At 70.9% G+C, this 12,764-nt stretch carries 8 protein-coding genes; 6 read left to right on the plus strand and 2 right to left on the minus strand.

The window, feature by feature from the left end; genetic code table 11:
- The first annotated feature begins 131 nt into the window (after positions 1–131).
- A complete protein-coding gene (locus FYW99_RS05300; protein ID WP_150250837.1) occupies positions 132–1,790 on the plus strand; it encodes a catalase in 1,659 nt (552 codons plus the stop codon).
- A 232-nt stretch (positions 1,791–2,022) separates the two neighbouring features.
- Here FYW99_RS05300 and FYW99_RS05305 read toward each other — a convergent pair whose 3' ends face one another.
- A complete protein-coding gene (locus tag FYW99_RS05305; RefSeq protein WP_150250839.1) occupies positions 2,023–2,487 on the minus strand; it encodes a DUF4383 domain-containing protein in 465 nt (154 codons plus the stop codon).
- A 327-nt stretch (positions 2,488–2,814) separates the two neighbouring features.
- On the opposite strand from FYW99_RS05305, the gene FYW99_RS05310 reads away from it, so the two are divergent.
- Positions 2,815–4,614, plus strand: a complete 1,800-nt coding sequence (locus FYW99_RS05310) for a thiamine pyrophosphate-requiring protein (protein WP_150250841.1) — start codon at positions 2,815–2,817, stop codon at positions 4,612–4,614.
- Positions 4,615–4,666: 52 nt separating this feature from the next.
- Positions 4,667–6,481, plus strand: coding sequence for a glycoside hydrolase family 15 protein (locus FYW99_RS05315; protein WP_150250843.1), 1,815 nt, complete (start codon positions 4,667–4,669; stop codon positions 6,479–6,481).
- A gap of 116 nt (positions 6,482–6,597) precedes the next feature.
- Here FYW99_RS05315 and FYW99_RS05320 read toward each other — a convergent pair whose 3' ends face one another.
- Positions 6,598–7,968 (minus strand): MFS transporter, encoded by a 1,371-nt coding sequence (locus FYW99_RS05320; RefSeq protein ID WP_150250846.1) that lies wholly within the window; start codon positions 7,966–7,968, stop codon positions 6,598–6,600.
- Positions 7,969–8,492: 524 nt separating this feature from the next.
- On the opposite strand from FYW99_RS05320, the gene FYW99_RS05325 reads away from it, so the two are divergent.
- From FYW99_RS05325 to FYW99_RS05335, 3 genes are read left to right on the plus strand one after another with little or no spacing between them, the layout of a single operon-like run.
- Positions 8,493–8,816 (plus strand): trypco2 family protein, encoded by a 324-nt coding sequence (locus tag FYW99_RS05325; RefSeq protein ID WP_150250848.1) that lies wholly within the window; start codon positions 8,493–8,495, stop codon positions 8,814–8,816.
- On the plus strand, positions 8,816–11,341 hold the full coding sequence (locus tag FYW99_RS05330; protein ID WP_150250850.1) for a trypsin-like peptidase domain-containing protein: 2,526 nt from the start codon (positions 8,816–8,818) through the stop codon (positions 11,339–11,341). The genes FYW99_RS05325 and FYW99_RS05330 overlap by 1 nt, the downstream gene beginning before the upstream one ends.
- Entirely contained in the window at positions 11,338–12,750 is a 1,413-nt protein-coding gene (locus tag FYW99_RS05335) for an extracellular solute-binding protein (protein WP_150250852.1), read from the plus strand. The genes FYW99_RS05330 and FYW99_RS05335 overlap by 4 nt, the downstream gene beginning before the upstream one ends.
- Positions 12,751–12,764 lie beyond the last annotated feature (14 nt).

A 12,764-nucleotide genomic window follows, 5' to 3' on the forward strand; every position in this document is an offset into this window, starting at 1 on the left:
CCCCGGCGGGGGGTGGGTCCCGGTACTCCCTCCACTTGGTAAGAACTTCCCCCGCCGCGCGTCCGGGGCCGCGGCAGTGGGCAGGGGGCACCTGGACAGGGATCATGACGACGTGGTGGGGGACCAGTTCCATGACCGACGTATCCAGCCAGGGATCCGCGCCGGGAGACGACCGCGAGGTGCTCACGAACCGGCAGGGACACCCGGTCTACGACAACCAGAACCAGCGCACGGTCGGGGAGCGGGGGCCGGCGACGCTGGAGAACTACCAGTTCCTGGAGAAGATCAGCCACTTCGACCGGGAGCGCATCCCGGAGCGGGTGGTGCACGCGCGCGGGGCGACCGCGTTCGGCTACTTCGAGTCCTACGGCTCGTGGGGCGACGAGCCGATCAGCCGCTACACGCGGGCCAAGCTCTTCCAGGGCCAGGGGAAGCGGACCGACGTCGCGCTGCGCTTCTCCACGGTCATCGGCGGCAGGGACTCCTCGGAGTGCGCGCGCGACCCGCGCGGGTTCGCGATCAAGTTCTACACCGAGGACGGCAACTGGGACCTGGTGGGCAACAACCTGGCGGTGTTCTTCATCCGCGACGCCATCAAGTTCCCCGACGTGATCCACGCCCTCAAACCGGACCCGGTGACCTTCCGCCAGGAGCCCAACCGCATCTTCGACTTCATGTCGCAGACCCCCGAGTGCATGCACATGCTGGTCAACCTGTTCAGCCCGCGCGGCATCCCGGCGGACTACCGGCACCAGCAGGGCTTCGGCGTCAACACCTACAAGTGGGTCAACGACGTGGGCGAGACCGTCCTGGTCAAGTACACCTGGATGCCCAAGCAGGGCGTGCGCAGCATGACCGAGGCCGACGCCGCCAACCTCCAGGCGCAGGAGACCGGGCACGCGACCAAGGACCTGCACGAGGCCATCGACCGGGGCGAGTACCCCGAGTGGGAGCTGCTCGTGCAGATGATGAGCGACGAGGAGCACCCCGAGCTCGACTTCGACCCGCTGGACGACACCAAGACCTGGCCGGAGCAGGACTTCCCGCCCAGGGCGGTGGGGCGGATCGTGCTCGACCGGAACGTGTCGGACAACTTCGCGGAGAACGAGCAGATCTCCTTCGGCACCGGCGTGCTCGTGGACGGCCTGGACTTCTCCGACGACAAGATGCTCGTCGGGCGCACCTTCTCCTACAGCGACACGCAGCGCTACCGGGTGGGGCCCAACTACCTCCAACTGCCGGTGAACCAGGCCAGGAACGCGAACGTGCGCACCAACCAGCGCGACGGCCTGATGGCCTACCACCAGGACGCCGGGGGCCAGAACCCGCACGTCAACTACGAGCCGTCGATCAACGGCGGTCTGCGCGAGGGCCAGTACCCCACACACGACGAACAGGGGCCGGAGATCCGGGGACGGGTCACCCGCAAGCGCATCTCCCGCACCAACGACTACCAGCAGGCGGGGCAGCGGTACACGCTGATGGAGGACTGGGAGCGCGACGACCTGGTGCGCAACTTCACCGGGCAGCTCTCCCAGTGCGACCGGCCGGTCCAGGAGCGGATGGTCTGGCACTTCCTCATGGTCGACGACGACCTGGGGCTGCGCGTCGGCGAGGGGCTGGGCATCGGCCCGGGCGACGTGGCGCACCTGGAGCCGCTGCGGAGCCAGAGCCTGGACGAGGGTGAGCGCCGGCGCATGGCCCACCTGGGCAAGAACGGCCCCCGCGACGTGTCGGGGCTGACGATGACCCACTGCGTGCCCAACAAGCGGCACGTGGTGGAGCGCTGAGGCGGGCGCAGCACCACGCGGTCCACGCCTGCGCCACCGGTGCCGCCCACGAGTGGCTCGACCGGCGCTGTCCCGCGGTCGTCCGGCCCCGGTCCCCGTTCGGGGGCCGGGGCCGGACCGTGTGCGGCTCCGGCACGGGCGCGGCCGAGCGACACGACACGGCCGCCGCCTCCCGGGAGGCGGCGGCCGCCGTCGCACCGTCCCCGCTCCGCGCGGGGTCCGTTCGGGCGCGTCAGCGCCTGTCCCGGTCGCGCCGGGAGGGCGCCAGGATGATCCCGAGCGCGAGCATGCTCAGCCCCAGGAAGAGGTGCAGCCAGTTGTCGGCGTTGTTGAGCGGCACGAAGTTCGCCGGGTCATCGGACCCGACCAGCAGGCCGTAGAGCCACAACACCAGGTAGATCACGCCACCACCGAGGAGGAAGAACCGTGCCGTCCTGGCGGTGCGGGCCATCGCCACCCCGGCCACGCCGAAGGCCAGGTGGACCAGGTTGTGCAGGATGGACACCTGGAAGAGCCCCAGCAGCAGGGCCTCGGAGTGGTGTCCGACGAACTGCATCTGATCGTAGTTGGTGGTCACGCCGGGGATGAAGCCGAGCACGCCCACCAGCAGGAAGACGATGCCGTAGATGAGTGCGGCGAGGCGGATCGGCTTTCCGGGAACTCTGGTCACGCCCTGGGTCGATGTCCTGTTGGACATGGTTACCTCCACGCGTGGTCGTGTCCGTTTCGTCTGCCTCTGTGACTTAAGAGGCCACTGATGAAGCATTACCCGGTGTGACTCACATCACTCATCTTCCTTGGCGATGATGTGGCGGTGACGGCCTCCGAGCGCGGTGGCGGGGCGGCGAGCAGACCGTGACCCGCGCGGTGAGTGCGGGCGCGGAGTCGGGGTAGTCGCGCCAGCGAGGCACTCCCGTGGCGCTCCGGGGTCGCGAGCCGCCGGGTCAACGCCTCCGCGCGCAGCGGGCGCGGTGCCGCGGGGACGGTGCCGACCGACGGCGTCGAACCCGGGAGGGAAGCGGTCATGGCGGAACTGGTGTCCGACCACGTACTGAAGCGTCTGCGCGAGTGGGGGGTCGACCGCGTCTTCTCCTACGCGGGCGACGGCATCAACGGTCTGCTCGCCGCATGGGAGCGGGCTGGCGACCGGCCCCGCTTCATCCAGTCGCGGCACGAGGAGCTGGCGGCCTTCGAGGCCACCGGGTACGCCAAGTTCTCTGGCCGGGTGGGGGTGTGCGCGGCCACCTCGGGTCCCGGGGCCATCCACCTGCTGAACGGCCTCTACGACGCCAAGCTCGACCACGTCCCGGTGGTGGCGATCCTCGGCCAGACCGCGCGCAGCGCGATGGGCGGCTCCTACCAGCAGGAGGTCGACCTGATGTCGCTGTACAAGGACGTGGCCAGCGACTACCTCCAGATGGTGACCGTCCCCGAGCAGCTGCCCAACGTACTGGACCGGGCGATGCGGATCGCCGCGAGCAGGCGCACGGTCACGGCGGTCATCATCCCCGCCGACGTGCAGGACCTGGAGTACTCGCCGCCCGAGCACGAGTTCAAGATGGTGCCCTCCAGCCTGGGGCTCCCCTCCCCGCGGTCCACCCCGTCCCCGGAGGGGCTGGCCGAGGCCGCCGAGATCCTCAACTCCGGCGAGCGCGTCGCCATGCTGGTCGGGCAGGGAGCCAGGGGAGCGGCGGACGAGGTCGTCGAGATGGCCGACGTGCTGGGTGCCGGGGTGGCCAAGGCGCTGCTGGGCAAGGACGTCCTCCCCGACGACCTGCCCTTCGTGACCGGGTCGATCGGGCTGCTCGGCACCCGGCCCTCCTACGAGCTGATGCGGGACTGCGACACCCTGCTCGTGGTGGGCTCCAGCTTCCCGTACAGCCAGTTCCTGCCCGAGTTCGGCCAGGCGCGCGCCGTCCAGATCGACATCGACCCGACCATGGTCGGCATGCGCTACCCGTTCGAGTGCAACCTGGTCGGCGACTCCGCGGAGACGCTGCGGATGCTGCTGTCGCTCGTGGAGCGCAGGACCGACCGCTCCTGGCGGGAGAAGATCGAGGACGACGTCGCGCGGTGGAGGCAGGTCCTCGAACGGCGCGCCCACGTGGACGCCGACCCGGTCAACCCCGAGCGCGTCTTCCACGAACTGTCCCCGCTGCTGCCCGACGACGTGATGGTGACCTCGGACTCCGGTTCGGCGGCCAACTGGTACGCGCGGCACCTGGTGTTCCGCGAGGGCATGCGCGGGACGCTGTCGGGCACGCTGGCCACGATGTGCCCCGGCGTCCCCTACGCCACGGGGGCAAAGTTCGCCCACCCCGACAGGCCGGTGGTCGCACTCGTCGGGGACGGCGCCATGCAGATGAGCGGCATCAACGAGCTGATCACCATCGGCCACTACTGGAGGGAGTGGGAGGACCCGCGGGTCGTCGTCGCCGTCCTCAACAACCGCGACCTCAACCAGGTGACCTGGGAGCTGCGCGCGATGGGCGGCGCACCGCAGTTCCTCCCCTCGCAGCGGATCCCCGACTTCCCCTACGCCGGGTACGCCGAGAGCATCGGCCTGATGGGGATCAAGGTGGAGGACCCCTCCGACGTGCGCGACGCCTGGCAGCGGGCGCTGGCGGCGGACCGGCCCTGCGTGGTCGAGTTCGTCACCGACCCCGCCGTCCCGCCGATCCCGCCGCACGCGACGCTGGACCAGATGGAGAGCGTGGCCAAGGCCCTGGCCAAGGGCGATCCCGACGCGTGGTCCGTGGTCAGGCAGGGCGTCCGGTCCAAGGCGCAGGAGTTCCTGCCGGGAGGCGGGCGGGGAGACCGCTGACGCGAGGCGGGGGGACGTAGGCATCCGATCGTGAACGGAAGGGAGGCGGAGCGTGGCTCTGCCCATCGAGGACTACGCGCTTCTGGGTGACATGCAGACGTCGGCGCTGGTCGGCAGGGACGGGAGCGTGGACTGGCTGTGCCTGCCCAGGTTCGACTCCGGCGCCTGCTTCGCCGCCCTGCTGGGCGACGAGGGCAACGGGCGCTGGACCATGGCCCCGGTCGGGGAGCACCGGGTCTCGGCGCGACGGTACCGCTCCGACAGCCTGGTGCTGGAGACCGAGTTCCGGTGCGCGGACGGGGCGGTGCGGGTCGTGGACTGCATGCCCATCGGCGCGCACGACACCGGCCTGGTGCGCCGGGTCGAGGGCGTGGAGGGCCGCGTGCGCATGCGGACCGAGGCCGTGCCGCGCTTCGACTACGGATCGATCGTCCCGTGGGTGCGCAAGGAGGGGCGGCGGCTGCACATGGTCGCCGGTCCGGACAGCTGCTACCTGGACTCCGACGTGGAGTTCGACGTCCTGGCCCCGTCCAGGCCGGTCGCGGAGTTCACGGTCGCCGCGGGGGACAGCGTGGACTTCGCCCTCGTCTGGACGCCGGTGCGTGCCCCCGAGCCGGACCCGTCCCACGTAGGCGCGCTCATCGAGCACACGGAGGGGGTGTGGCGGGAGTGGGCGTCCAGGTGCACCTACCGGGGCGAGTACCGCGACGCGGTGGTCCGGTCGCTCATCACCCTCAAGGCCCTGACGCACTCGCCCGGCGGAGGCATGGTCGCAGCGGCCACCACCTCGCTGCCCGAACAGCTGGGCGGCGTGCGCAACTGGGACTACCGCTACTGCTGGATACGCGACGCGACGCTGACGCTGCTCTCGCTGCTGGAGTCGGGGTACAAGCGGGAGGCGGCCAACTGGCGCGAGTGGCTGCTGCGGGCGGTGGCCGGCGAACCCGCGCAGATGCGGATCATGTACGGGATCGAGGGGGAGCGCAGGCTGCCCGAACTGGAGCTGGACTGGCTGTCCGGCTACGAGGGCGCCCGTCCCGTCAGGATCGGCAACGAGGCGGCCCAGCAGTGGCAGCTCGACGTCTACGGCGAGGTGATGGACGTCTTCCACCAGGCCAGGGAGCACGGGATCCCGCCGCGGGAACCGGCCTGGGAGCTCCAGCGGCACCTGATGGACTTCCTGGAGTCGCACTGGCGGGACCCCGACAACGGGATCTGGGAGATGCGCGGGCCCCGGCGGCACTTCACGCACTCCAAGATCATGGCGTGGACCGCGGCGGACCGTGCCGTCAGCGCGGTCGAGAGGTTCGGGCTGGAGGGCCCGGTGGACGACTGGAAGCGCCTGCGAGGGGAGATCTTCCGGGACGTGTGCGAGCACGGGTACGACCCCGGTCGGCGGACCCTCACCCAGTACTACGGTTCCACGTCCCTGGACGCCTCGCTCCTGATGGCGAGCACCGTCGGCTTCCTCCCGGCCACCGACGAGCGCATGCGGGGGACGGTGGACGCGATCCAGCGGGAACTGTGCAGCGGGGGCCTCGTCCAGCGCTACTCCATGGACGAGGGCACCCGGCACGTGGACGGCCTGCCCCCCGGTGAGGGCGTGTTCCTGCCCTGCACGTTCTGGCTGGTGGACAACCTCGTCATGCAGGGCCGCGTGGACGAGGGCCGGGGGATCTTCGAGCACCTGCTGAGCCTGCGCAACGACGTGGGGCTGCTGGCGGAGGAGTACGACACCGACGCGCGGCGGCTGGTCGGGAACTTCCCCCAGGCGCTGTCCCACATCGCCCTGGTCAACACCGCCTACGAACTGGACCGGGACCGCCGGGGCCCGGCGCGCCAGCGCGCGGAGTCGCGGGGCCGGTGACCTGCCGCCCCGGGTCGGCAGGTCGCCAGATCGCCAGATCGACAAAGCGACAGGGCGGTTGGACGACAAGAAGACAGGGGACGGGGCGGCGAACCGGCCCGCCGCCCCGTCGCCTCCTACTTCGTGGCCGTGGTCGGCTCGGTGCCGCCCGCGTACAGGTCGACGCCCTTGGGCTCCTTCACCAGGGAGACCCCGAGGAAGGAGACCGCGCAGGCCACGACGATGTAGACGCCGATCGACCACGAGGCGCCGGTCTCGGTGAGCAGCAGCTCGGCGATCGTGGGCGCGAAGGCGCCGCCGAGGATCGCGCCGAGGGCGTAGCCGATGGACACGCCGGAGTAGCGGACCTCGGCCGGGAACATCTCCGCGTACAGCGCCGACTGGGGGCCGTAGCTCAGACCCAGGGTGAGTGTGAAGACGAAGACGCCCGCGAAGTACAGGTAGATGTTGCCGGTGTCGACCATGAACCACATCGGCACGGACCAGGCGGCCAGCAGCAGGTAGCCGAGCTGGAAGGTCCGCACCCGGCCGAGCCTGTCACTCAGGATGCCGCCGTAGAGCGTGGAGACGAGCCAGCCGAACGAGGCGAGGGTGGTCGCCAGGAGCACGGGCCCGCGGTCCATCCCGAGGCCGAACTCCTCGACCGGCCGGGAGGCGTAGGTCGCCAGGTAGGCGATGACGAGGTACCCGGCGGCGTTGTTGGCGACGAAGATCAGCGCGGAGAGGACGACCTCCTTGGTGTGGCTGCGGAACAGGCGGCCCAGCGGGGCGGAGGTCTCGGCCTTACGCGCCTGCATGAGCTTGAAGACCGGGGACTCCTCCACGGACTTGCGGATGAGGTGGCCGATGATGATCAGCAGGAAGGACAGGAGGAAGGGGATGCGCCAGCCCCACTCCAGGAACGCCTCCGGGCCGATGGCGGCGGTGATCACCCAGACGACGAAGGTCGCCAGGATCATGCCGCAGGGGACCCCGATCTGCGGGTAGGCGCCGAAGAAGCCGCGCTTGTTGACCGGCGCGTGCTCCACCGACATCAGCGCCGCGCCGCCCCACTCGCCGCCCGCGGAGAAGCCCTGGAGGATGCGCAGGAGGATCAGCAGGACGGGCGCGGCCACGCCGATCTGGGCGTAGGTGGGCAGCAGGCCGATCAGGCAGGTGGCGAGCCCCATCATGACCAGGGTCGCCACGAGCACGCGCTTGCGGCCGAACCTGTCGCCGAGGGCGCCCGCGACGATCGCGCCGAGCGGCCGGAAGAGGAAGGAGATGCCGATGGTCGCGAAGGACAGGATCTGGGCCAGCCCCGGGCTGGCCTCGGTCAGCGGCGACAGGAACAGGGGGGCGAGCACGAGGCCGGCGGCCTGCGCGTAGATGAAGAAGTCGTACCACTCGATGGTGGTACCGACCATGGTCCCGGCGAGGACGCGCCGCCGCTCCCTGGTCTCGATCGCGCCGCCCGGCCCTGGGGCCGTCGAGTCGGAAGTTGCCATTGGTGCTCCGTATGTTCTCTACCGACCGGAGGTCGGATTCCGCTCGTGGGCTCCTGGTCCCGACAGTCACGGTGACAATCACCTGCCCCTCCAGGCGCACAAGCGACAGGAAGGACATGTCCGACACCGGACTGAGCCCCAGGACACCATGCCATGTGACTCAAGGCACTTTCTACACCGGGGCCCACTTTTCGCAGCTCGAAAGCCATGTCCTGACCGAACGGTCGGTCAGATGGATGGCACCGTCGGTGGCCCGCGCCCCGTGACCAGTCATGATTCGGCGGCGGGCGGACGACATGTCGGCGGGTCGACGAGTCGACATGGCGCCGAGTCGGCCTCCGGACGGAGAGGAGGCCTGAACAGGGAGAAGCCGCGCGCCCCGTCCGAGAACAGGTGGGTACAGCGGAAAACACCCTGTTAGCGGCGGGCCGACATGGAAAACTGGCCGTCACACCCATCCTGTGATGTAGAACACGGCCCTGTTCCCGCCGCCCCACGACGAAACGCCCCCAGGGAGGCATCAGGTGTCCACCATCGGACTGTCCCAGGCCATCAAGGAACTGCGCGATGAACTCGCCACAGCACAAGCGGAAGGGAAAGATCACGGGATCCGCATCGAGATCGTCGAGGCCGAGGTCGAACTCCTCCTGGAGGCGCACGAGGAGGGAGCAGGGAAGGCCGGTGTGAGCTTCGGTGTGGTCTCCCTCGGGGCCGACGGGAAGGTCGGCCGCACGAACACGCACAGGATCACGCTGAAACTCGCCCTCACCGGGGCGGATGGGAAGAACACCAGGGTCTCCTCCCGGAACGGAGTACGCCGAGACGATGACGAGGGCTCGGCACGCTAGTGGACACGAGGTTCATCGCGGACGTTCGCGTCACGCCGCTTGAGGGAGAGAAGGTCTACGGGACCGGCTACCTCATCAGCCCCTCACTGGTTCTCACAGCGGCCCATGTGCTCGATGGCCACGCCAGTGTCAAGGTGCGCTTGGGCGTCAATCCGCCAGGGACCTTCATCAGATGCGCTGTCCACTGGAAGAACGAGGACCTGGACGTCGCCCTGCTGCGGTTGGAGACGAAGCAGAAGCAGCTGCGTCCCCGGGTGCGCTGGGGCCGGTTCTCGGGGCACAAGAAGCAGGAATACGACGCAGCGGGGTATCCCGACCTCGCGTTGAGTGACTACAGCACGAACTTGAAGCACCTGAACGACAGCCTGCGTCCGCTCGACGGCATCGTGACGGGGGAACTCAGGCTCAACGTCCAGCAGGAGTACGTCGAGAAAGTTTCCTGGGCGGGGTTCTCGGGCACCGCCGTGTTCACCAACGGTCTGCTGGTGGGTGTGGTCTTCAACTATCGGCAGGACACCGGGGAGCTGCACGCCCGCCGCTCCTCCCGGTTCACCACCCATCGGGATTTCAGGCGGCTGGTCGAGGAAGACACCGGGGGGCCGCTGCGAACCGAGGCAGCAGACCACCCTTCTCTTCTCGGAAGGGTGTACGCCACCACCACGCATTTCTTCTACTCGTCGCGTGCCTCCCTGAAGAAGTTCGGGTCCGACCTCGCCCGACCGTTTCGAAGACTGGTGGGAAGGTCCCGAAAGCGCGATGGGCCGGACACCCGACGTCCGGTCTGGTCCCTGAGCGCCTCCGCGGCCGCGCTCCTCGTCCTCACCCTCGTCCTGAGCGGTCTGTACTGGTGGTACTCGAACGGCTTCCCGGTACCGGACACCGCCTGCGCCCCGCCCGCCGAGATCACCGTGCTCACCACACCGGACCAGCACTCCGTCGTCCAGCGGGCCGCCGAGGACTTCGCCGTCCACCAGGGCGAGCAGGACGCGGACGGCTGCGTGCCCGTACGCGTCAGCGTCACCACGGCGGGTGGATCCGCACGGACCCGCGAGCTACTGCGCGAGGGGTGGAGCGACCTGCGCGCGGGACCGCGTCCGCACGTCTGGCTGCCGGACTCCAGCGCGGACATCGCCCTGCTGGGCGGTGACCCGGGTGACGCACCCGAACTGGAGCTCGGGGAGGAGCCCGCCACCAGGCTCACGCCCGTGGTCCTGGGCCTGCCCGAGTCCGTGAGCGAGATCCCCGCCTGCTCCGGGACCGACCCGAGCGGAGTGCGTTCGAACCTCGTCGTCTGCACGGCCGCGGCGGCGGAGGCCGGGCTCCTCCTCGCCCGTCCCTCACCGGAGGCGTCGGTCTCGGCGCTGATCCAGACCGAGGCCCTGTACTCCACCTACGGGGACGGGGGCGCCGAGGAGATCCAGATCGCGGAGGCCCGCGCGACCTCGGCCGGGCTCGACGCCGAGGGCAACCTCGGCCTGCTGTGCGCGCTGCGCGGCGGGGACGCGGACCCCGCCGCCGTCGGGGTGTTCAGCACCGAGTACGCGGTCAACGCCTACAACAACGGCGGGCAGCTCGGCCCCGGATGCGGGCCGACGGGAGAGGAACCGGACGTGCCCCTGGTCCCGGTCTACTTCTCCGAGACGCCGGGCCTGGACCACCCGTTCGTACGGCTGGACTGGGGCGGCGACGACGGGGTCGAACGGGAGGTGGCGGCGTTCGAGGACTGGATGCGGCGGCCCCGGGCCGCGGGGGCCTTCCACGGCTACCGGACGCTGGAGGGCGACATGATCGGCGGGGAGGCGGAGCGGTCCTCCATGGAGGTCAGGCACCTCGACTCGGACCGGGATGACGAGGAGTGGCGGGAGCGGCTGGAGTCCGGGCTACGGCAGCAGGAGCGCTCCCGCGCCCCGGTCGAGGTCCTGCTCGTCGTCGACCGCTCCGACTCCATGAGCGGCCCCGGCACGGGCGGCACCCGGCTGGCGACCGCGCAGGAGCTGGCGCGGACCGCCGTCGGCCTCCTGGGGGAGCAGGACACCGTGGGGGTCTGGGCCTTTCCCGAGGGCGGGCCGGGCAACGACGTCACCGGCCAGGAGCGCGTCCTGCCCCCGGAACCGGGTATGGACGCGCGCCGGGAGGAGTTGGCGCGCGAGGAGATCGACGCGCTGGCCGCCGAGTTCCCGGCCACCCCGCTGGCCGACGCGATCCGCGACGGCGCCGAGGAGCTGGGGTCCTGCGCCGACCGGCCGGGGGAGCCCGGTGCCTGCGCGCTGGTCGTCCTCACCGACGGCGTCGCCCTCCCCGAGCCGCGCGGCGGCGCGCGGGCGGACGACGTGGCCGCCGTGCTGGAGGGCCTCGACGAGCGCGTGCGGGTGCACGTGGTGTCCGTGGGCAATGAGGGGTGCGGCGGCGAAGGGCTGCTCAGTCGGCTGGCGGGCGCGGGGGCCGAGTGCCACCACCCGCGCGCCGACGAACTCGAACAGGTCGTCTACGGCATCGTGGCCGGGACCAGGGCGGCGACCCCGTGAGGGCCCGCCCGCGGCCGTCGCGGCCGATCACGTGCGCGGTCCTGTCGCTCCTGCTGCTGGGCTCCGCCGCCTGTGACGCGCGAGGCGAGCGGGACGAGCGGGTCCTGCGCGTCGCCCTTCCCGTGGACGTCACCGCCACGGGGGACGCGGGCGGGGGCGGGGTGTACACGCGGCTCATCGAGCGCTGGGAGGCGGAGAACGAGGGGTGGGAGGTCGACGTCCGGTGGCTCTCCCCCCGGGCGGACGAGCAGCGCTCGCAGATGGTCGTGGCGTTGCAGGCCGACCCGGCCGCCTACGACGTCCTCCTCCTCGACAACCAGTGGGTGCCGGAGTTCCACGAACGGGACTGGCTGGCGGAGGTGGACACCCGGGGCGACGGCCCGCTGGCGTGGAACGGCTTCCTGGGCCGCGCCCGGGACGCGGTGTGCTACGAGGGCCGGGCGCGGGCGGTGCCGTTCCACATGGACGTGGGCCTGCTCTACTACCGCGCCGACCTGGTCGGCCCCGAGGAGGTCACCGCCCGGATCGAGGAGGACGGTTGGCGCGGGCTGCTCAGCCTCGCGGGCGAGGTGCGCGACGAGCACGGCCTGGACCACGGGTACACGGGCCAGTTCGCCGACTACGAGGGCCTGACCGTCAACGCCCTGGAGTTCGTACTCGGCGGGCACCCCGGCCTGGAGGCGGACAGCCGGGGAACCTTCCACGGGGCGGAGGGCGGTGGGGCAGAGGGGGACTGTGTCACGTCCGCCGGTGCGAGCGGGGAGTTCCAGGGCCTGGAGGTGCTGGAGACGGGGCTGGACCCCAAGGCCGGGGGCGTCATCCCGCGCGCGGCCCTGGAGGAGACCGAGACCGAGAGCCTGAACCGGTTCCGCGGCGGCGAGGTGGTGTTCATGCGCCACTGGCCCCGCGTCGTGCCCCAGCTCCAGGCCGACTCCGAGAGCGCCGAGACGCTCCGGGAGGGGCTGCGCTGGGTCGGCTGGGCGGGGGAGGCCGAGGGCGGCGACCCCGCCTTCGGGGTGCTCCGGCTGCCCGCGGCCGTGCTCGGCGGCAACAGCCTGGCGGTCACCGGGGAGTCACCGCACCGGGACGAGGCCTGGAGCCTGGTCGCGGCCATGACCGGGCAGGACGTCCAGACGGAGTTCCGGGAGGCGGGCCTGCTCCCCGCTCGCGGCAACGGCTACCGGCTGAGCGACGCCGAGGACAGGGACGTGCGGTACTGGGAGGAGCTGCGCGACGCCGTCGGCGAGGGGCTGCTGCGGCCGCGCACCCCCTACTACCCGTACGTGAGCGAGGTGCTGCGGGACCACGTGGACACGCAGATCCGCCCGGGCTCGACCGACCCGCACCCCGAGGACATGGTGTGCGAGCTCAACGCCGCGCTCGCCGGGAGGGTCAGCACGTGCGGCTGACGGCCCCGGGGGCG

It is taken from the genome of Nocardiopsis deserti, assembly GCF_008638355.1.
GTDB classification, from domain to species: Bacteria; Actinomycetota; Actinomycetes; order Streptosporangiales; family Streptosporangiaceae; genus Nocardiopsis; species Nocardiopsis alborubida.

Excerpts from the sequence above, each read along its gene's own strand:
- FYW99_RS05300 (WP_150250837.1), top strand. The coding sequence starts at position 132 with ATGACCGACGTATCCAGCCAGGGATCCGCGCCGGGAGACGACCGCGAG.
- FYW99_RS05310 (WP_150250841.1), top strand. The coding sequence starts at position 2,815 with ATGGCGGAACTGGTGTCCGACCACGTACTGAAGCGTCTGCGCGAGTGG.
- FYW99_RS05305 (WP_150250839.1), bottom strand. The coding sequence starts at position 2,487 with ATGTCCAACAGGACATCGACCCAGGGCGTGACCAGAGTTCCCGGAAAG.
- FYW99_RS05320 (WP_150250846.1), bottom strand. The coding sequence starts at position 7,968 with ATGGCAACTTCCGACTCGACGGCCCCAGGGCCGGGCGGCGCGATCGAG.